This is a genomic window from Spirulina subsalsa CS-330 (assembly GCF_028330765.1).
Classification (GTDB): domain Bacteria; phylum Cyanobacteriota; class Cyanobacteriia; order Cyanobacteriales; family Spirulinaceae; genus Spirulina; species Spirulina subsalsa_A.
The window spans coordinates 1-21,236 of record NZ_JAQMTY010000014.1 but is presented as its reverse complement, the minus strand read 5'-3'; the positions used below and the strand labels follow the sequence as shown (position 1 = coordinate 21,236).

Genomic DNA, 21,236 nt, shown 5'->3' with positions numbered 1-21,236 from the left:
GGTGCATCCCAGTTGTGCAACCCCTCACCCAACCCTCTCCCGCAGGAGAGGGCTTTTGACTCCCTTCTCCTGCGGGAGAAGGGCTGGGGATGAGGGTTCTACCTGGCGAGCAATATGAATCTGCAAAAGTGGGATGCACCCCATTGATCGTCCCACACCGCCAGGGATTTCAATCCCTGGCTCATCGCGAAAGTAGGCGATCGCCTACTCAATCCGAACCCGTTTTAACGGGTTTTCGCTATGAGCCAAGAACTTCAGTTCTTGGCGGGTTTTGGAAATGACCGATCGCCGAAATTTGTGGTTAAATGGGGAGTTTTTTGAGGTCTTTATTTGAGCCTAAAACTACCATCGCTGTTCCCTTGCGGAGGCGCACATTAGGGAGAGGATTGATCTCGAAGGTGTCGTCATCTTCGGCGACGGCTAAGAGGGTGAGACCGTAATGGCCGCGCAGTTGGATTTCTGCGATCGTTTTGCCGTCGAATTCTTCGGGGACGAGGACTTCAACGATGCTGTGGTGGGGGTCGAGGTCGAAGCGATCGAGAATGGCAGGTTTGGTGAGGGTATAGGCGAGGCTGCACCCTGCTTCGTACTCTGGAAACACCACCTGATCGGCTCCCACCCGTTCGAGGAGTTTGCCGTGAATTTGGGAGGAGGCTTTGGCGACCACATGGGAAACGCCGCCTTCTTTAACATTGAGGGTGGTAATAATGCTTTCTTGGACATAGTTACCGATCGCTACTACCACCGTATCAAATTCATAAATTCCTGCCTCCTTTAGGGCTGTCGGTTCTGTGGAATCGAGACGTACTGTATGGGTGGCGATTTGTTCGTTAAGAGCAGAGGCGACTAATCGTTCGTCAATATCGGTGCCGAGTACCTCGTAGCCCATGCCATAGAGCGAAGCCGCCACCGCTCGCCCAAATCGCCCTAGGCCAATGACAGCAAATTGACGATTGTCTTTACGCAAACTCGACAGAAATTTCAACGACCGCAGGTTCATGATTCAGGCAGAAGCAGGGCTTCCCATAACGTTAAACCAATTTTAGAGCGATGCTGACGCGATCGCGCCTCCACTCTCCCAAACTAATCCGCCACCGTCGGCGCTGGGGGCATTGCCGGGGTAAAAAAGCGCTGTTTCAGCCAACTGCCGGCCACCACGAGGGCGATGATAAGCACCGTTCCTAAGCCGAGGAAACTCGGAACCCAAAACACGGCTTCGATGTAGTTCAGTTGACCCGGTTGCAGTTGCCAAATGGTTTGGGGGCCGAGGCGTTGCACGAGGCTGGCATCGGCGGCGATCGCTCGTGCTCCCCAGGGGGTTGTGAGGCTGAATTGCAGATTGAGCAGGGAATTGGCATTCAACAAAAACGCCGTATCACCATTCAAGCTGCCCAAACTGCGCAAATCCACTTCTAAACGAAGGCGATCGCGCTCCACCAAGAGGAAATTACTTTGGGTAAAACCAAGACCCGCAGAGAGTTCGACAATATCTTGTGATGGGTCGGTGGCCCGTTGTTCAGGGGTCTGCTGGGTGGGGTTGAAAAACTGGTTAAACTTGCGGTGCAAGTCTGCGCCGTTGCTGAAGGGGATCGTGAGTTCCAGGTCGGTATCAGAGTTGCGTTTGGCCTTGCCGTGGAGGGCTTTGGCTCGCTGTTCGAGGGTTTTGAGCCAGTCCTGTACTTCACGCTGGCTAAAGTTGGTGAGTTGTTCGCCGAGTTGAATATGTTGGGTAATCGTGCCCTGATATTGCCCCACCACGTTCACGCCCACGTCATAACGCACACATCCCGACAACAGGAGGCTACACAACAGCAAAAATAACAAATAATGGAGGCGCGATCGCACCTGACGCTTCACCCGTCGCCACTGCTGGAGCCAACTCCGTTTTTTTCCAGTCATTCCCCACCTCTCAAGCCGTTGCGGTCGTTTGTTATCAATATAACCTGGGTATTAAGACCTCGCCCTTCCAGGGCGACTTTATGCTACGGTAACGTGCATAGCAAGAAACTAACCATGTACGTTCTTGAGTTCAAAGTCAAAGGAAAACCTGCTCAATACCAAGCTATTGACGAAGCAATACGGACAGCACAATTTGTTCGTAACAAATGCTTACGATACTGGATGGACAATCAAGGGGTCAATAAATATGACCTCAATAAGCACTGTCGGGTATTAGCCCAGGAATTCCCCTTTGCCAACAAGCTCAATTCCCAAGCACGACAATCTGCCGCAGAGCGGGCATGGTCAGCAATTGCTCGATTCTTCGATAATTGCAGGAAAGCGATTCCAGGGAAGAAAGGCTATCCCAGATTCAAGAAGAATTGTCGCTCGGTTGAGTACAAGACCAGTGGATGGAAGCTCCATGATCCCAAGCATATTTCGTTGACCGATAAAAACAATATTGGCAGACTGAAACTAGTGGGAACATGGGACTTAGCATTCTACCCTGTCGAAAGCATCAAGCGAGTTCGCTTAATGCGTCGTGCTGACGGCTATTATTGCCAGTTTTGTCTTGATGTTGAAGTCAAGATTAACAGTCAGCCGACAGGTAAGGCGATTGGGTTGGATGTGGGACTCAAGGAGTTTTATACAGACTCCAACGGCAACACAGAATCCAATCCTCGATTTTACCGAAAGGGCGAGAAACGGTTAAAGTCCAGACACAAGCAGGTTTCTCGCCAAAAGAAAGGCTCTGCCAACCGCAAGAAAGCCATTAATCGACTCGGACGAGTCCACCTCAAAATAAGTAGGCAACGAGAAGAACACGCTAAGGGATTAGCGCGTTCCGTCATCCAATCTAACGATTTGGTCGCCTACGAAGATTTGAGGGTCAAGAACTTGGTCAAGAACCACTGTCTCGCCAAGTCGATTAATGATGCAGGTTGGTATCAATTCAGGAAATGGTTAGAGTATTTCGGGACTAAGTTTGGCAAGGTGACGGTTGCCGTCAATCCAGCATATACCAGTCAAGAATGCTCTGATTGTGGTGCAATCGTAAAAAAATCCCTATCCACTCGTACCCACAGTTGTCAGTGTGGATTCGTGTTGGATAGGGACTGGAATGCTGCGATCAATATCCTGCAATTAGCCTTGAGTACCGTAGGGCATACGGGAACTCGGATCTTAGATCCGAACGCTTCAGGAGATTTGACCTCTACTTTTGCTGGAGAAATCCTGCCTAAGCAAGTTGAGTCTGTGAATGAAGAATCTCCTCGCCTTTAGGCAGGGGATTGTCAACTTGCTCAATTTAGACTATCACGGCCGGAATTGTGGGCAGTTGCAACCTTGCCCGGCACGAGCGGGATACTTGCACCCTTGGGAATGATTGGGGTGACAATGTTCCCTGATTGGGTCAACGGGTGTTGCCGCGTTGCAGGGTGATGGGGGAAATGTCACGAATTGCGGAAAATTTCGCGATCGCCACTCGTTTAAAGCGGTCTTAACCATTGCAATTTAACCTATGCTGTGGGGAACGTTCCCGCCGGTTGGGAGCGTGAAATCAGGGATTGTCTACTGGAGATGCTGACGATGTTACGTTGGTCGATTGCCTTGGGTTTCAGTTTGATGTTGTGCGATCGCGCCCTGCCCGCGCAGGCTCAATCGATCACCCCAGCCCCCGACGGCACGGGCACAGTGATTCACCACGACGGCCACACCTACCGCATCACAGGCGGCCAAGTCAGCGGCGCGAACCTCTTCCATAGTTTTCAAGACTTTGGCTTAAACCCGGCGGAAATTGCCCAGTTTCTCACCCAGCCCGGTCTAGCGAATGTGTTGGGGCGGGTGGTGGGGGGGAATGTTTCGGTGATTGAGGGGTTGATCCAACTGTCGGGGAGTGGGGCGAATCTGTATCTGATCAATCCGGCGGGTTGGGTGATGGGGGCGGGGGCGGGGTTGGATGTGCCGGGGAGTTTTTACCTGGCGACGAGCGATCGCCTGGAGTTTGCCGATGGGGTGTTTCATGCCTTGGGCACGAACGACTACGCCACTCTCAGCGGCGAGCCGACGGGCTGGCAGTTTAACCCCGATAACCAGGGGTTTATCGTCAACGCGGCAACCTTAAACGTACCGGACGAACTGGGGGCGATCGCCCCCCTGATCCTCAATACCGGAACCCTCCACGCCGCCCATATCACCCTCGCCGCCCCCCGTCCCGGTGCATTGATCCGCCTCTCCCGTCCCGGCTCCCTCCTTTCGTTGGAACTGACGCAGATCACGCCCCAAAGCCTCACCACCCTGCGCCCGGTGGATCTCCCGGCCCATTTAACCGGCCCCCTCGCTGGCATCCCCATGCAGGGCGGCGATGCGATCATTACGGGGACGTTGAAAGCGCCTGCGGGTACGGTGAATCTGTGGGGCGATCGCGTTGCTCTGCTCGGTGCTGAGCTGGATGTATCCGGGGCGCAACCCGGCGCGATTCGGATCGGGGGCGATTTCAACGGTTCCGGCCACGGCTTCACCGCCCAACGCACCCATATCAACGCCACCAGCCGCCTCCAGGCCAACGGCCAAGGGGGCAGCGACGGCGGCACAGTGGCAATCTGGGCAGATCACGCGACCCATTTCGCCGGACACATTGCCGCCCAAGGCAGTTCCACCGGCGGCAACGGCGGCAACGTTGAAGTTTCTGGGGCGGACTATCTCGGCTTTCACGGCACGGTGAACACCCTCGCCCCCAACGGTGCAGCGGGCCTCCTCCGCCTCGACCCCATCGATATCGAAATCGTCGCCACGGGGGGCAACACCACGAATCCAAGCCTCCTGTTTGCCGATGTTCCCGCCGTCTCTCGCTTGGATGCTGCCGTGATCAATGCCGCCACCAGCCCGATCCGCCTCGAAGCCACCAATGCGATCGCCTTCAACGCCCCCCTGACCCTCACCACCCCCGGCATCAGCCTCACCGCCCTCGCCCACAACGGCATCACCGTCAACGCAGACATCACCACCCGCAACGGTGCGATCGCCCTCCACGGCAACGCCGACAACACCGGCTCCGGCCCCGTCATCCTCAACAACGCCACCCTCACCAGCGGCACGGGCGCGATCGCGATCACCGGCACAGGTACAGCCAACGGCGGCAACGGCATCACCCTCAACCACAGCACCCTAACCACGAGTGGCGTGATCGCCCTCACCGGCACAGGCGGCAACGGCAGCCCCGGAACCCACCAAGGCAACGGCGCAACAGGTGGCAAAAATAACCAAGGCGGTGCAGCAGGGTTAGCCGGTGGCAACGGTGGCAACGGCGGTGCGGGCATTTTTATCAATGCCAGCGTGCTTGATGGGGGTGCGATCGCCCTCCTTGGCACAGGCGGCAACGGCGGCAACGGCGGCAACGGCGGCGGTGGATCAGGCGGCGGCAGCAACGTCAGCAGCAACATCCCCATCGGAGGCTTGGGCGGCCAAGGAGGCGGCGCAGGCGGCAACGGTGTCGGCGGCAGCAATGCCAATCCGGGGGGCGGCGGCACGGGGGGAGCCGTGGGCGGCGGTCACGGCTCCGGGGGGTTCAATACTGGCGCGGACTATCGCGGCGGCGGCGGTGGGGGCGGCGGTGGCATCGGCGGGGCCGGTGGGATTGGTCAAGCCGGCACAGCCGCAGCGAATCCGGGCGACAGCGGAGCCGTGGGCGGCACGGGTGGCGGTGGCGCATCCTCAGTGGTCAATGGCGGCGGTGGTGGCGGAGCCTTGGGTTATGGCGGCGGCGGGGGCGCTGCAAACTCCTTTGGCAACGGCGGTCAAGGGGGGAACGGTTTCGGCACAGGCGGCAACGGCGGCACGAATAACAGCGATGGCGGCGACGGCGGCACGGGCATCGGAACCGGCGGGGCGGCCAATCCCGGCGGCGGTGCAGATGGGGCTGATGGACTCGCTACAGGTCGCGGTGGCGATGGTGGGATTGCTACAGGTAACGGTGGCGGCGGTGGTGGAGCCGGGGGTCGCGGCGGGGATGGTGGGGCCGGGGGTGCAGGGTTGCAGCTTGTGGGTAATACGCGCCTTATTGCTGACTCGGTGAGTCTTACGGGAATGGGCGGTGATGGGGGAACTGGGGGAACCGGTGGCGGTGGTGGCGGTGGTGGTCGTGGTGTCGGGGGCGGTGGCGGTGGGGCTGGGGGTGCAGGCGGTACGGGCGGCGCAGGGGGCCAGGGCATTGTCATCGGGGCGGGGGTCACGATTGGGCCGCGATCGCTCTCTCCCACCGTCTCGACTCTCCTCCCCACCACAGCCATTGATCCAGAATTGGCCCGCAACAGCGCGATCGCTCTCTTCTGTCTCCCCCACCTCCTAGCATCGGATCGGGAGTGCGATCGCTTCATCTGGCGATCGGCCCCCGTGGTGCTGCCTCCCTTTAATCTTGAGTTTTAGACTCATCTCGTGCCGCGAAATTTCTGCACCATGCTCTAAGAATTCGGGAATGTCAAGATACACTAAGAATCACGACCTCTCTGTACGATTCAGTGCCTATGGCTTCCGAGCATCCGCTACTCGCAACCTTCCAAACTGCCTATCAAAATACTGACCTAACGCCATTAGTAGAACAAGGGCAACTTGATCGCTTTTGGGTAGAATATGGTGCTGAACCGTTGGCAGCATTGGCACAACTGATTGAAGATAACGCTTCTCAGGCGGCGAAAATCATTTTTTCTGGACATCGAGGGTGTGGGAAGTCAACACTCTTGGCAGAGTTGGGGCGGAAACTAAACGAAGACTATTTTGTTTCAGTATTTTCCATCGCTGAAACGATTGAAATGTCCGATGTGAATCACATCAATATTTTGTTTGCCATTGCTGTTAATTTGATGTTGGAGGCGGAAAAGTCGCAAATCAAGATTCCCAAAGCTGCAAAAGATGCATTTCATAACTGGTTTGCTAAACGCACCCGTACCAAGATCGAAACCCCCATCCATGCGGAAGCTTCAGTGGGATTTGATTTATTTAAATTGATTGCGGGCAAGCTCAAAACCGAAGCTACGATCAGAAATGAAATCAAACAAGAGTTTGAGCGTAATATTACGGATCTTGTCATGAAGCTAGACGAGATCGCAGCCGTGATTCAAAATGTCAGCCAAAAGCCGATTTTAGTGATTATTGATGATCTTGATAAATTAGATCTCTCTGTCGTAAAATCCATTTTCCAAGATCACATCAAAGCCTTGTTTTTACCAGGTTTTAGCATCATTTACACAATCCCAATCGCATCACTCCGGAATATCTCCCTCCGCGCCTCATTACAAACAGAATCGGATGATCAAATCGTGGTGATGCCAGTTTCTAAATTGATTGCCAGGGAAGAGCGACGCAGCGATACCCCTGAATATCGCGAAGGGGCGATCGCAACCCTCTGCGAAGTCTTGAGAAAACGGATTCCGGCTGAGATCTTATCCGATGATATTGCCCGAAGAATGGTGTTAGAAAGTGGTGGGGTTTTACGGGAACTGATTCGGATCTCAAATCGTTGCTGCCGGATGTGTTTACGGCAAATTCGACGACAGCCAGATCAGAACAGTCTAACAATAACAGCCGAGATTTTAGAGCAGGCAATCAATGATCTGCGGTTAGATTTTGAGATTACGTTAGGCAAAGCAGAATATGAAATCTTAGAAACAACCTATGTAAATTTTTCACCCGATGATCCGAAAAGTCAAGAGTTTTTAGACTTGCTCCATGGGCTACACATTTTAGAATATCGCAATAGTGCGGTTTGGTACGATATCCATCCGATTGTGTTGGATTTATTGAAACGAAAGGGATTAATTCATGCTATTAGTTGATCCGGAGAAAATTCACGCCCAAAATGAAAATGCCTATGATGACTTGATCGTTACGGTCACAGCGAGTCATGGGGTTTTAAGTCTCTTTTTGGCGGTGTGTGATGATGCAATCTTTCGAGAATCAATTATTCAGCGGTATGAGGTGGAGTTAGCGCCTACGATTAAACCCTATCGTGCTCGTCTTTCCCAAAAAGAGCCTAGTTTACGGCAGGCATTAGACACCGTTTTCAATCAACATCTCCAGTTGAAAATGGGTGAGCGGGCAATGATCACAGTATTGGGGGCAGATGCGTTGTTGCCATTGATTTTGGGGAATGAGAAACGGTCAGAGCAGGCGCAGTTTTTGGGCTATTTGCAATGGACACGGGAAAGTTTGCGAGAGTTTAAATGCCCGATTGTGTTGTGGGTTACATCGCGATTATTGGCGGCAGTGGGGCGAGACGCACCGGATTTTTGGGGGTGGCGTAAGGATGTATTTCGCTTTCAGACATTACCAAAACCTTCACTCCTACAACTAAGAAATACTCAGGAATCAATATCATTTTTCGAGGAAACCGACGAGGCTGGGGAGTTACCAATTGAAGAGTTACAAGCTCTGATCGCCCAGCGAGAAACCCTCGATCATCCTCAAGATGATGCGATTTTAGCAACGCTCTATTTTCAGATGGGTGAAGCTTACGCGCGACAATCAAAGCGTACAGGTGCAGCGACTCATAAGGGTTCTGTGGCAGAAGCGATCGCTTGGTACAATAAAGCCGCTCGATTACAAGAACATCAAGGGCGCGATCGGGTGGCTTGGGCAACAACACTAAATAATCTAGCGGCACTTAACTACACGCAAGGAAAATACGAAGAAGCCGAACCCCTCTATCTTCAGGCTCTGGAAATTGTGAGCAGAGCACTCGGAGAAGACCATCCTGAAGTGGCGACGACGTTGAATAACCTGGCAGGACTGTACTATGTGCAAGGGAAATACGAGCAAGCCGAACCCCTCTATCTTCAGGCTCTGGAAATTGTGAGCAGAGCACTCGGAGAAGACCATCCTGAAGTGGCGACAACGTTAAATAACTTGGCAGAATTGTATCGAGTACAAGGGAAATACGAGCAAGCTGAACCTCTCTTTCTTCAGGCTCTGGAAATGAAAAGAAGAATGCCCGAAAAAGACCATACTGAAGTAGCGACGACGTTAAATAACCTGGCAGGACTGTACTGTGTGCAAGGGAAATATGAGCAAGCTGAACCCCTCTATCTTCAGGCTTTGGAAATTGTGAGCAGAGCACTCGGAGAAGACCATCCCAAAGTGGCGACGACGTTGAATAACCTGGCGGGACTTTACTATGTGCAAGGGCAATACGAGAAGTCTGAATCCCTCTATCTTCAGTCTCTGGAAATGAGGAGAAGATCGCTCGGAGAAGACCATCCTGAAGTGGCAACGACGTTGAATAATTTGGCAGAACTGTACTGTGTGCAAGGGAAATACGAGCAAGCCGAACCCTTCTATCTTCAGGCCATCCTGATCGCGGTTCAGAGTCTCGGTGAACAACATCCCAACACCCAGAAATTTTTCAATAATTTTGTGCCGTGTGTGATTAGAGCCATCCGAGCCAATCGCACCCTCAGCAACCATCCCCTCACCCAAAACCTCCTCCAGCAGATCCGCGATAATGAAGCGTAGCGTCATCCATTACAGTCATGACAAACCCCATCATCAACGCCCGCACTGTTCTGCTCTACACGGATGAAGACGGAATCTTCATCGCCGAAGTCCCCAGCTTGCCCAGTTGCATCAGCCAGGGATAAACCCGCGCCGAAGCACTGAGCAACATCAAAGAAGCCATTGATTTGCACATCGAAGTCCTGCAAGAGCGCGGCGAACCTGTCCCCCCTGATGCGATCGCACCCTCAGCGACCCTCCCCTCACAATCTTCGATCGCAAATCCGCGATAATAAACCCTCGAATACTCTTCAATTTTCTGGTGCTATGACCCTTTCTCCTCAAGTTTTGGGGCTGCTCGTGGGCGGCCTTGTTCCGGCCTTGTGTTACGGTGCGGCGGGGGTTTTGGCGAAAGTCAGCACCAACGCGGGGATGTCCGTTGGGGGGCATTTGATTTGTATTGGCGTGATGGTGTCCGTGGTGGGGGTTGTGTTTCAGGGGGTTTTGCCCGGTGCGCTGCCGTCGAGGGGCGCGATCGCATCCTCTTCCCTCTATGGCATCCTCTGGGGTCTGGGCACGGGCTTCGTTGCCCTCGGCTTGATCCAATACAAAACCCCCCTCGCCAAACTCGTCCCGCTGTACAACCTGAACACCCTGATCGCCGTCTTTTTGGCATTGATCATCTTTCTGGAATGGCAGAATGTGGACGTGATTAAACTCGTGCTGGGGGCGATTTTCGTGATTGTGGGGGGCGTACTCGTGTCCATCGCCTAGGGTGCGATCGCCGAGATGTGGTGAAAATTCCCCAGCGATCGCCGCCCGTCCCCCGTCCCCCTGAGATACACTACAACCATCGTCCCGTTGGGGCGATCGCTCACCTCTCCTCCGACCCTATGTTCATCGGCCTCCACATCCACACCGACTACAGCCTGCTTGATGGCGCGTCCCAAGTTCCCGCTTTGGTGAATCGAGCGGTGGAATTGGGGATGCCTGCGATCGCCGTGACCGACCATGGCGTAATGTATGGCGCGATCGAACTCCTCAAAACCGCCCGCAGCAAAGGCATTAAACCGATCATCGGCAATGAAATGTACGTCATCAATGGCGACATTACCGACAAGAAAACCCGCTACAAACGCTTTCATCAAGTCGTTCTTGCCAAAAACAAAAAAGGCTATCAAAACCTCGTCAAACTCACTTCCATTTCCCACCTCGACGGCATGCAAGGTAAAGGCATTTTCTCCCGACCTTGTATTAACAAAGAACTGCTAGAGCAATATCACGAAGGGCTGATTGTGACCAGTGCTTGTTTAGGGGGAGAAGTGCCCCAGCGCATCCTTAAAAATGAACTCGACGAAGCCCGCAATGTCGCGAAATGGTATCAAGATTTATTTGGGGATGATTACTATTTAGAAATTCAAGATCACGGATCTGCCGAAGACCGGATTGTGAATGTGGAAATGGTGAAAATTGCTCAAGAATTGGGAATTAAAATCGTCGCCACCAATGATTCCCACTTCATTTCCTGTAATGATGTCGAAGCCCATGACGCGCTCCTGTGTATCCAAACGGGTAAACTCATCACCGAAGAAAAACGCCTCCGCTATTCCGGCACGGAATACCTTAAATCCGCCGATGAAATGCGGCAATTATTCCGCGACCACCTCAGCGATGAAATCATTGATCAAGCCCTCGCCACCACTGTAGAAATTGCCGAAAAAGTCCAGCCCTACAAAATTCTGGGGGAACCGCGCATTCCCGACTATCCCATTCCCGCCGGGCATACCGCCGATAGTTATCTCGAAGCAGTGACCTGGCAAGGGCTGTGCGATCGCCTCTCCTGCCGCAGCCGTTCAGAGTTGCCCGCTGTCTATAAAGAACGCTTGGAATATGAACTGAAAATGATGCAGCGGATGGGATTCGCCACCTATTTCCTCGTCGTTTGGGACTATATCAAATTTGCGCGGGATAATCATATTCCTGTTGGGCCGGGGCGGGGTTCGGCGGCGGGTTCTCTTGTTGCCTATTGTTTGAAAATCACCAATATTGATCCGATTCACCACAGCTTACTGTTTGAACGGTTCCTCAATCCAGAACGAAAGTCCATGCCGGATATTGATACCGATTTTTGTATTGAAAATCGGGATAAGGTGATTGAATATGTAACGGAAAAATACGGTAAAGAAAACGTTGCCCAAATTATCACCTTTAACCGCATGACTTCCAAAGCGGTGTTGAAGGATGTGGCGCGGGTGTTAGATATTCCCTACGCCGAAAGCGATCGCATGACCAAACTGATCCCCGTATCGCGGGGTAAACCCACCAAACTAAAGGTGATGGTCTCCGACGATACGCCCTGCAAGGAATTCAAGGATCTATACGACAGCACCCCCCACATTCAGCATTGGGTTGATATGGCGATGCGGATCGAAGGCACAAACAAAACCTTCGGGGTTCACGCTGCCGGGGTGGTGATTTCGTCTCAACCCCTTGATGAGATTGTGCCTCTCCAACGCAACAATGATGGCGCGGTGATCACTCAATTTTCCATGGAAGAATTGGAAAATATGGGATTGCTGAAAATGGACTTTTTGGGCTTGAAAAATCTCACGACCCTGCAAAAAGCAGCGGATCTCGTCCAGAAAAATCGCGGTGTTACCATTGACCTCGATCAATTACCCCTCGATGAACGTCACGCCCTCCAAATCCTCGCCAAGGGAACCGTTAAAAAACTCCCCCCTGATATTCAAAAAACCCATCAACTGTTTCGAGATGGCAATTTAGAAGGAATTTTTCAATTGGAATCCGATGGGATGCGGCAGATTGTCCGGGATTTGAAACCGTCGGGAATTGAAGATATTTCGTCGATTTTGGCCCTCTATCGGCCGGGGCCGTTGGATGCGGGTTTGATTCCGATGTTTATTGATCGCAAACATGGCCGCGAAGAAATTAAATATGATCACCCGTTGCTTGAGACGATCCTGAATGAAACCTACGGAATTTTAGTTTATCAAGAACAGATCATGAAAACCGCGCAGGATTTGGCGGGGTATTCCCTAGGACAAGCGGATCTATTGCGGCGGGCGATGGGGAAAAAGAAAATTTCCGAAATGAAAAAACATCGGGAATTATTCATTGATGGGGCGACGAAAAACGGGGTAAAACAACAGATTGCTGATCATCTGTTTGATCAGATGGTGAAGTTTGCGGAATATTGTTTGACCGCTGACACGTTGGTTTTAACGGTGGAATATGGGCCGGTTCCGATTGGTAAACTTGTCGAAGAGCGGATTAATTGTCAGGTGTATAGTGTGGATGCCAATGGCTTTATTTACACCCAAGCGATCGCCCAATGGCACGATCGCGGCCAACGGCAGGTGTATGAATATACCCTCGAAGATGGCTCCACGATTCGCGCCACGCCGGATCATAAATTTATGACGGCAACGGGGGAAATGTTGCCCATTGATCAGATTTTTGAGCAGGGGTTAGACCTGAAGCAATGCACCGTACCGAGTTTGGCGCAGGTGTAGCGACGACGGCCTATCAACAAGAGGCCCGCGATCGCATCACAGCCGATCAAATCACCGCAATCTATCTCTTTACGATCCCGACTCTTTTAAGGCGGGCGATCGCCCCGTGACGCTGTACCGCTATCGCTTGACGTTAAAGCGTTAAATGGCTGTGAGGAGTCCAGGTTAAACGCCACGAAAGCCCATCTCGGCTTCGATTTCACTGAGGCCGAGGGGTTCAGAATTCGAGGCGCGGCGGAGGCTCTTTTGAGTGCCGATCTGACTGAGGGGGAATCCGGCTAGGAGATGGCGGGGTTGCCATAAAGTTGCTGATAAAACTGCTGGTAGTCCGAGGATAGCAAGGGCTGCCACCAGTGGGGATGGTCGAGATACCAGCGCACGGTTTGCCGCAGTCCGTCTTCGATGGAGGTGGTGGGACTCCAGCCGAGTTGGATTGAGAGTTTGCGGGCGTTGACGGCATAGCGGCGATCGTGGCCGGGGCGATCGCTCACCATCGTGATCAACTCGCGGGAGGGGCGCACGGGCAGATTGGGGGCGAGTTCGTCCATCAATTGACAGAGAATATTCACCAATTCAATATTGCGCACTTCATTATTGCCGCCAATATTGTAATGCTGACCGCGCTTGCCTTTGCGAATTAAGACTTCTAAGGCCCGGCAATGGTCTTCCACATACAGCCAATCCCGCACGTTTTTACCATCGCCGTAGACCGGAATTGGTTTGCCCAAGAGGATGTTGATGCAGGTGAGGGGGATCAGTTTTTCGGGGAAATGGTAGGGGCCGTAGTTATTCGAGCAGTTGCTGATTACTGTGGGCAGGCCGTAGGTGTGGTGATAGGAATGCACCAGATGGTCGCTGCCGGCTTTGGAGGCGGCGTAGGGGCTGTTGGGGGAATAGAGGCTGGTTTCTGAAAACGCAGGGTCACGATCGCCTAAACTGCCGTAGACCTCATCGGTGGACACATGGAGAAAGAGCCAGCGATCGCAGTCTACCCCCGCCCCTTGGGCCTGTTGCCAATGGTGGCGAAAGGTGTCGAGGAGGGTAAATGTGCCAACGATGTTGGTGTGAATGAAGGTATCGGGTTGCAGAATGGAGCGATCCACATGGGATTCGGCGGCAAAATGGGCGATCGTGTCGATCTGTTCCTCGACGAGGAGTTTTTCTAGGAGGGCGCGATCGCAGATATCCCCCTGCACAAACCGAAAATTAGGGTTTTCATCCAACGGAGCCAAGGTCTGCCGATGTCCGGCATAGGTCAGCGCATCCAAGACCACAATTCGATCCTCTGGATAGGTTTCACTCCACTGATAGACAAAATTACTACCGATAAATCCTGCGCCCCCTGTGACCAGAAGTCGCCGCGAATTACCAACCTGCTCCGATGAGGCACTAGATGTCATGAAGTTTTCTACAATACAATGCTGCTTGAAGGATTATGACACAGTTTCCCGCCACTTCTATGCAGCATCTCAATGGTAAAACGCAGCTTCTCGGTGTCATTGGTCATCCCGTGGAGCATTCTCGCTCCCCCGTGATGCACAATGCGGCGATCGCTGCCCTGGGTCAAAATCTGATCTATCTCCCCCTGCCCATCGCCCCCGATCATCTTGCGATCGCCCTCCCAGGCCTCGCCGCGATCGGCCTGCGGGGCTTCAGCGTCACCCTCCCCCACAAACAAACGATCATCCCCCTCCTGGCAACGATCACCCCCGTCGCCCAACAGATCGGCGCAGTGAATACCGTCTGGCGGGATGGCGAAGCCTGGCACGGCACAAATACCGATGCGGCGGGGTTTATCGCCCCGTTGCAGGCCTTAAATCGGGACTGGTCACAGGTCACGCCGGTCATTCTCGGCAATGGTGGAGCCTGTCGGGCGGTGGTGGCGGGCTGTGCTGAATTGGGCTGCCCCGCGATTCACGTCGTCGGGCGCGATCCGGATAAAGTGGCGGCGTTCCATGCCAGTTGGCAACTCACCCCCCTCGCGGATCACTTGCAGGTCTACACTTGGGACAGCTTACCCACCCTAATCCCCCACACAACACTGTTAATCAACACCACCCCCGTCGGCATGGAACCGGAGACGGAGCGATCGCCCCTTGATCCAGCCTTAATCACCCAATTGCCCACAGGTGCGATCGCCTACGACTTGATCTATACCCCCCGCCCCACCCAATTCCTCACCCTCGCCCAAGCCCACGGCGCGACAATCATCGACGGCACAGAAATGCTCGTCCAACAAGGCGCGATCGCCCTGCAACAATGGCTCGGTCAACCCGTCCCCGTCGATGTGATGCGATCGGCCTTGCTGCGATCGTTATCGGCGTAAAAAGTTCGCCCCATTGCTCCATCGCTGGTTGACTGACTTGATCGCCCTCACCCCCAACCCCTCTCCCAGAGGGCGAGGGGAGCCGATCCATTTTTCCAGTTCCCTCTCCCCTAGGGAGAGGGCTAGGGTGAGGGCTTTCCGGGATCTGGCTAATTTTGTTCAGTCAACCAGGCTCCATCATCTCATCCTTACTCAAACCCCACAGGAAACCCTTCATGGTCGTACAAGCCGCATGGCTCAAATATCAACTGCTCAACACATTGCAACAATGTGGCCTGCGTCGAAATAGTCAACTTAAACAGCATCTCCTCCAAACCGGGCGCACCCGTTGGCTCGATATTGGCGGCACGCCTGACTCGTTTGCTGAAGGGTTTATGTGTCTGAATATGTTCCCTGCGGATACGATTCCGGCTGAATTTTCTGAGCAGTATTTCTATGCCGACTTAGACCATTTAGACCGCCTCAACCCTGATAATTTTGGTCAATTCGATCTCGTGCGAATGCAGCATGTTTTTGAACATTTTGGAGTTGAAGAGGGTGTAACCCTGCTCAACTTTTGCGCCCAATTACTAAAACCCGACGGATATTTATTAATGACCGTCCCCGATTTGCGCATCCATGTCAGCGGCTATTTAAACCGCTATCGCTACATGAAATTCTTCTCCGACTATGCCAAGCTCAGAGTCCCGGACGATGCCCCCGCCAGCTTTATTTTTTCGATCCATGCCCATCAAACGGGCTATGCTCCGGCAGAAATTCCCGGCCAGGTTCATAAGTGGTGCTATGACTATGCGGGGCTAGCCTATCAATTTAACCAAGTGGATAGTTTGAAAAATTTCAAGCGCCTTGATCTCCTCGACCCCTGGACGGAAATTCCGTTCACCCACAATCGCCCCCTTGAAGATCTTTGTGTGATTGCACAGAAACGATGATTGGGGAGTGAGGATTGAGAATGTTTTGAATTTTAGGGATTAGATGAATATGAGTGCTATTTTTTTTGATATTCAGCCGGAAATTAGTGTGATTATCTGCACCTATAATCGAGCGGAACACCTGACGCGATGTATTGAGAGTGTGATTGCCCAGACGTTTCAGGATTGGGAATTAATCATTGTGGATGATGGGAGCAGCGATCGCACCTTTGACGTGATCAATCCCTACCTGGAAAAATTCCCCACGATTCGCTATCTCAAACACCACAATCGCGGCGCAGCCTACGCCCGTAATGCCGGAATTCAAGCCTCCCTCGGTGACTATCTCACCTTCCTAGACAGCGACGACACCTATGCCGCTAATCATCTCGAATCGCGCCTTGATTATCTCAAATCCCATCCAGAACTGGATCTCGTCCAAGGTGGACTCTATACCGGCGATGATATTTTTGTGGTGGACTATTATCAGCCCGACAAGCTGATTAACCTCAAAGACTGCGCGGTAGCTCCCACCTTTTTCGGGAAGCGTCACGTCTTTTTTGACCTCAAGGGCTTTCAAGATATTCTCTATGGCGAAGATGCTGACCTCTGGGCCCGGGCCGGGCAACGCTTTACGATCCACCACCTCAAAACCCCAGAAACTTACCACTACACGCGGGCCGAAAATAGCATTACCCAAACGATTTTAGAAGCGCGATCGCAGCCTAGCACCTCCCCCACTCCCCCAGCGGAGGCAGGGACGGGGCATTTTTTGCCTTAAGTGCTGGAGCCGGTGGGCATTTCTTCTTCGAGAATTTCGTAGAACCGTTCCCGCCCGGCTTGATAGTCTTTGCTGGCGTAGCCGAGGACGTTGCGGATAATCCATTTTTGGGGCTTGTCGTCCCGCAGCAATTGGGTGATGGCATCCCGCAACACTTCATCTTGATCCATAAAGGTGCTGATAAACCAGTCGTAGGTTTGGCCGTAGGCGTTGCGATTATTGTGGCTGTGGGCGAGGTAGGTTTGGGCGATAAATTCGTTTAAATTTAGACCCGCCTCATTGCCGGCGGTGAGGCTTTTTTCCTTGTATTCCTTGACTTGGGGTTTGCCGATTAGCGTGCGGTGGAAGCGGTTGAGGTATTTCGGTTCAACTTCGTTAAGGGTGTGGTAGAGCCAATCAGCGGCGATCGCATTCACCAAAGCCCGCCCCCAAAACCGCTGTTGGAGGTCGGGTTCGGGCCGCTCGGTGTCCTCTTTGAGGTATTTTTTCAACAGCGGCGCGATTAAATGTTTCACCAGCCAGTTCCGGGTTTGGGCATAGCCGCGATCGCAATGAATCGCCCCGATCAACGCCCGCATCGACTCTTCAAAAGGGTTATGGACTTTTTGCGCCAAGATCGGCCGCTGTTCCTTCGCCACCATAAAGGGATAATCATCCCCTAGACCTAACTTGATCCAAGTTTTCGTCAGCCGTTCCCCTTCGAGGAGTTTCGCCGTTAGCCCCTTATAATTGGACACCTTGAGATAGGGGCAATGTTCATAGAGATAGTCCGCGATCGCCAAAGCTGCGATCGCATCCCCCAAAAAAATCAACCGTTCGTAATTCCGTTCCGGCTCATGAATCTGTTCAGCATAGGATGGGTGGCTCAACGCCAAAAACAGCAAGTCTGAATGCTTAAACGCCAGACTAATCTTGCTCTCTACTGCCTGGGAATTCCAATCCATACCGCCACAACTCCGTTGCAATCATCCGTTAAACTACATTAGCGCAGATTATTTCCCCACCCCATTACCTTCTATGACCCTCGCGCAGCTTCCTCGCGGTGATTGGCGACTCCTGTTACGGCTTGTCCCCTACGCCCGTCGCAATCAAAAAATCTTCATCATTTCCCTGATTCTGCTCGTACCGCTCTCCGTTGCCGGAGCCGTTCAACCCTTGATCATCGGTCAAGCCATCTCCCTGATTCGCCAAGAACCGGTCTGGGGTTTTCTGGATGGCCTCAGCACCGATGCCGGGATTAGCCGTCTGTTGTTACTGTTGCTCAGTACGATCGTGGTGCGGCTGATGTTCGTCTCGTTGCAGGGGTATTTGGTGCAGCGCGTTGGTCAAGAAATCACCGCTGGCGTGCGCAGTGATCTGTTTGATCATGTGCTCTCCCTGTCCTCTCGCTTTTTTGATCAAACCCCCGTCGGTAAACTGGTGACACGCATTACCAACGACGTGGAAGCGTTGGGGGATGTGTTTGCGACGGGGGCGATCGGCATCCTCAGCGATGTGGTCTACATTCTCGTCGTGGTGGTGACGGTGTTCACCCTGGAATGGAAATTGGCGATGGTGTTGGTGTTGATGCTGATTCCCGTCAGTGCGCTGATCCTCTACTTTCAGCAGCAATATCGCAAAGCCAACTACCGCGCCCGCGAAGAATTGTCAAAACTGAACTCGATGCTCAACGAGAATATTTCCGGGATTAATATTGTCCAAGCCTTCCGACGGGAACGGTTTAATTCTGAACTGTTCCGCGCCACGAATCAAACCTATCTCCAGGCCGTTGATAAGACAATTTTCCATGATTCGGCGGTGTCGGCAACCTTGGAATGGATCGCCCTGGTGTCGATCGCGGGGGTGCTCTGGCTCGGTGGGGTGATGGTGTCGGGGGATCATCTCTCCTTTGGGGTGCTGTCGGCGTTCATCCTCTACGCCCAGCGATTTTTTGATCCGATTCGCCGCTTTGCGGAAAAATTCACGATGATTCAATCGGGGTTTACCGCCGTAGAACGGATCACGGAGTTACTCGATGAACCGATTGAGGTGCGCGATGCTCAGACGACGCGATCGCTCACCTCCGCCACCACCAGCCCCAACACCCAACTCGGCGAAATCCGCTTTGACCATGTTTCCTTCGGCTACAAACCCGATGAATACGTCCTCAAAGACCTCGACTTCACAATCAAACCCGGTGAAAAAGTCGCCCTCGTCGGCCCCACCGGAGCCGGAAAAAGTTCAATCATCCGGCTTCTCTGTCGGCTCTATGATCCCGTTGCCGGACAAATTAGCGTTGATGGGGTCAATATCCGCGATGTGCCCCAAACCGAGCTCCGCCAATATGTGGGCGTAATCTTGCAAGAAAGTTTCCTCTTTGCCGGAGACGTGAAACGCAATATCACCCTCGGCGAAGACTACTCCCTTGAGGAAATCAAATCCGCCGCCGAGCGTACCAATGTGGCCTCCTTCATCGAAGCGCTGCCCTACGGCTACGACACCCCCCTCCGGGCCCGGGGGACAAACCTTTCCGGCGGTCAAAAGCAACTCCTCGCCTTTGCACGGGTGGCGATTCGCAGTCCTCGTGTTTTGGTGCTGGATGAGGCGACGGCGAATCTAGACGTGGGTACGGAACGCCTGGTTCAGGATGCCCTCGAAGAACTCTTAGTCGATCGCACCGCAATCATCATCGCTCACCGCCTCTCGACGATCCGAAATGTCGATCGCATCCTCGTCCTCAACCATGGGCAACTGGTGGAAACTGGCAGCCATGAGGATCTGTTGGCGAAAAATGGCCTCTATGCCAGCCTCTACCGTCTGCAAATGTTGGGCCAAGATTAGGCGCGATCGCTCTCACCCCCTTCCTTTCGTTCTAGCCCCCATGACCCGACCCGAACCCCTCCACCTCGACCCCCTCGCCCCCTACGAAGACCGACTCTTGGCGGCCCTGGCCTTCTTCCGGTTTCAGCGCAATGGAGCCAGCCAAGCCCGCCATTGTTTGAGCATGTATTTACGCCAAGGGGAGGGGCGGATCATGCAGGAGGTGCGGTTTTATGCGCGGCAGTTGGGGATGGAGGCGGAAGAGTTGATCGAGTTGATTTACCACGACAGCGATCGCGCCAGCCAACTCTTGCAGCAAGTCTTTGACCCAACGGGCGGCGGGCTAATGGATGCAGAAGATTAGGGTTCAAGGTGCAAGGAAGCGCAGAACCGCTGCGGTTCGGTGAACAATCCTTAAGAATTATGAGTAACCCCGGCTCCATCTCTTAAGAAATGTATATATACTGTTGAGTAATCCTTACATTCTCCGTAAACATACTGTGCTCCTGCTCAACCCTCAAAATCTCGGCGAACAGGCAATCAATAAAATTGCAGCGTTAGCCTTCTCTCGCCAAATCAGCACAGCACAAACCTTGAGCGTCAAAGTCAAAACTGACCCCACCCTTTTGGCCCAAGGAGAATTAGAATCGCTCTTCATTGATGGGGTTGGACTCGTGATGCGGCAGGATCTGCGCATGGAGCAGATGCAGTTGCAGATGAACAAAATTAAAGTCAGTCCGTTGAAGGCATTGTTGGGGAATATTGAGCTGACCCAACCCGTTGAAGGGACGGGCTGCATTGTGTTGACGGAGAGTGATTTTAACCGCGCATTTCACACGCCCGCATTAAGCGATCGCATCACCGCCCTCGGTTTGACCCTAGAGCAGTTAGAGGTGACCTTCCGCGATCGCCACAGTTTCGCCATCGCCTGCACCCTGCACGATTTACCCACCCTGACCCTCCCCGTTGCGATCAGCATTGACCCAGACTGTGGCGTGATCCTCTCCCTCGCGCCACTCCCGGAACCCTACCGCATCCTGCAACCCCTCGTTACCCTCCTCCGCGACCAAGCCCAAGCCGTATTCAATCTCCGCACCTTTGAACTCCACGGCATTTCCCTCGCGATTCAATCCCTGTCCTTTGCCAATCAACAGGTCACCCTGAAGGCGATCGCCGCCATGACCCACTTTCCATCCTAAACTCTGTGCTTAGAGGTTGTTTAAAAAGTGTCTTGAATAGAGAGGCAAGGGGCTTAAGCCCCTTGTTTCCATGAAGTGCCCAACGCGCAGCAGGATCAACGCTTTGCCGATAATCCATTGGTGCAACTTGACATCCTCACCGGGCTAAAGCCACAGTGATTCCTAAGATTCACATCTTAGGTTTCTGCTTCATAGCAACAGCCTCCACCCGCAAGGAGTTTATGGTCTTACGTTCGCTCCACAGACTATCCCCGCTAGCCCAGC

The 21,236-nt window shown here is 53.2% G+C and carries 17 protein-coding genes and 1 pseudogene; 14 read left to right on the top strand and 4 right to left on the bottom strand.

Annotated elements, in window-relative coordinates; genetic code table 11:
* Nucleotides 1–301 precede the first annotated feature (301 nt).
* Both PN477_RS00850 and PN477_RS00845 read right to left on the bottom strand, forming a co-directional pair.
* Entirely contained in the window at nt 302–1,000 is a 699-nt protein-coding gene (locus tag PN477_RS00850; protein ID WP_072619977.1) for a potassium channel family protein, read from the bottom strand.
* A gap of 83 nt (nt 1,001–1,083) precedes the next feature.
* On the bottom strand, nt 1,084–1,899 hold the full coding sequence (locus PN477_RS00845) for a DUF3153 domain-containing protein (protein ID WP_272116890.1): 816 nt from the start codon (nt 1,897–1,899) through the stop codon (nt 1,084–1,086).
* 114 nt (nt 1,900–2,013) lie between these two features.
* Between PN477_RS00845 and PN477_RS00840 the strand changes: the two genes are divergently transcribed.
* The 8 genes and pseudogenes from PN477_RS00840 to PN477_RS00805 all read left to right on the top strand — a co-directional run bounded on the left by PN477_RS00840 (nt 2,014) and on the right by PN477_RS00805 (nt 13,066).
* Nucleotides 2,014–3,222 carry an RNA-guided endonuclease InsQ/TnpB family protein gene (locus PN477_RS00840; RefSeq protein ID WP_272116888.1) on the top strand — a complete coding sequence of 403 codons (1,209 nt, stop codon included), beginning with the start codon at nt 2,014–2,016 and terminating at the stop codon, nt 3,220–3,222.
* Between the two features lie 306 nt (nt 3,223–3,528).
* Nucleotides 3,529–6,363 carry a two-partner secretion domain-containing protein gene (locus PN477_RS00835; RefSeq protein ID WP_272116886.1) on the top strand — a complete coding sequence of 945 codons (2,835 nt, stop codon included), beginning with the start codon at nt 3,529–3,531 and terminating at the stop codon, nt 6,361–6,363.
* Between the two features lie 98 nt (nt 6,364–6,461).
* Entirely contained in the window at nt 6,462–7,769 is a 1,308-nt protein-coding gene (locus PN477_RS00830) for a P-loop NTPase fold protein (RefSeq protein ID WP_272116884.1), read from the top strand.
* Complete coding sequence (locus PN477_RS00825; protein ID WP_272116882.1) at nt 7,756–9,444, top strand: tetratricopeptide repeat protein; 1,689 nt, start codon at nt 7,756–7,758, stop codon at nt 9,442–9,444. The genes PN477_RS00830 and PN477_RS00825 overlap by 14 nt, the downstream gene beginning before the upstream one ends.
* Nucleotides 9,445–9,461: 17 nt before the next feature.
* Nucleotides 9,462–9,716 (top strand): annotated as a pseudogene (locus tag PN477_RS20785) (type II toxin-antitoxin system HicB family antitoxin).
* A 34-nt stretch (nt 9,717–9,750) separates the two neighbouring features.
* Nucleotides 9,751–10,197, top strand: a complete 447-nt coding sequence (locus tag PN477_RS00815) for a hypothetical protein (RefSeq protein ID WP_272116878.1) — start codon at nt 9,751–9,753, stop codon at nt 10,195–10,197.
* 119 nt (nt 10,198–10,316) lie between these two features.
* Nucleotides 10,317–12,956 (top strand): DNA polymerase III subunit alpha, encoded by a 2,640-nt coding sequence (locus PN477_RS00810; RefSeq protein WP_417158718.1) that lies wholly within the window; start codon nt 10,317–10,319, stop codon nt 12,954–12,956.
* The gene (locus tag PN477_RS00805) at nt 12,926–13,066 is read left to right on the top strand and encodes a hypothetical protein (protein WP_272116874.1); all 141 of its coding nucleotides are present in this window, start codon (nt 12,926–12,928) and stop codon (nt 13,064–13,066) included. The genes PN477_RS00810 and PN477_RS00805 overlap by 31 nt, the downstream gene beginning before the upstream one ends.
* Nucleotides 13,067–13,234: 168 nt before the next feature.
* Here the strand turns inward: PN477_RS00805 and rfbB are convergent, their stop codons facing one another.
* Entirely contained in the window at nt 13,235–14,356 is a 1,122-nt protein-coding gene (gene rfbB, locus PN477_RS00800; RefSeq protein ID WP_272116872.1) for a dTDP-glucose 4,6-dehydratase, read from the bottom strand.
* Nucleotides 14,357–14,415: 59 nt separating this feature from the next.
* Between rfbB and PN477_RS00795 the strand changes: the two genes are divergently transcribed.
* From PN477_RS00795 to PN477_RS00785, 3 genes are all read left to right on the top strand, one after another.
* The gene (locus tag PN477_RS00795) at nt 14,416–15,282 is read left to right on the top strand and encodes a shikimate dehydrogenase (RefSeq protein WP_417158717.1); all 867 of its coding nucleotides are present in this window, start codon (nt 14,416–14,418) and stop codon (nt 15,280–15,282) included.
* A gap of 215 nt (nt 15,283–15,497) precedes the next feature.
* Nucleotides 15,498–16,214 (top strand): methyltransferase domain-containing protein, encoded by a 717-nt coding sequence (locus PN477_RS00790; protein ID WP_272116868.1) that lies wholly within the window; start codon nt 15,498–15,500, stop codon nt 16,212–16,214.
* Nucleotides 16,215–16,263: 49 nt separating this feature from the next.
* Complete coding sequence (locus tag PN477_RS00785; RefSeq protein WP_272116865.1) at nt 16,264–16,974, top strand: glycosyltransferase family 2 protein; 711 nt, start codon at nt 16,264–16,266, stop codon at nt 16,972–16,974.
* Here the strand turns inward: PN477_RS00785 and PN477_RS00780 are convergent.
* Nucleotides 16,971–17,918: a ribonuclease III domain-containing protein gene (locus tag PN477_RS00780; RefSeq protein ID WP_272116862.1), complete on the bottom strand. Its 948-nt coding sequence runs from the start codon at nt 17,916–17,918 to the stop codon at nt 16,971–16,973. The genes PN477_RS00785 and PN477_RS00780 overlap by 4 nt on opposite strands.
* Nucleotides 17,919–17,991: 73 nt before the next feature.
* Between PN477_RS00780 and PN477_RS00775 the strand changes: the two genes are divergently transcribed.
* From PN477_RS00775 to PN477_RS00765, 3 genes are all read left to right on the top strand, one after another.
* Complete coding sequence (locus PN477_RS00775; protein WP_272116860.1) at nt 17,992–19,794, top strand: ABC transporter ATP-binding protein; 1,803 nt, start codon at nt 17,992–17,994, stop codon at nt 19,792–19,794.
* Nucleotides 19,795–19,834: 40 nt separating this feature from the next.
* The gene (locus tag PN477_RS00770; RefSeq protein WP_272116858.1) at nt 19,835–20,137 is read left to right on the top strand and encodes a hypothetical protein; all 303 of its coding nucleotides are present in this window, start codon (nt 19,835–19,837) and stop codon (nt 20,135–20,137) included.
* Between the two features lie 103 nt (nt 20,138–20,240).
* Nucleotides 20,241–20,972, top strand: a complete 732-nt coding sequence (locus tag PN477_RS00765; protein ID WP_272116856.1) for an LmeA family phospholipid-binding protein — start codon at nt 20,241–20,243, stop codon at nt 20,970–20,972.
* Nucleotides 20,973–21,236: the final 264 nt, after the last annotated feature.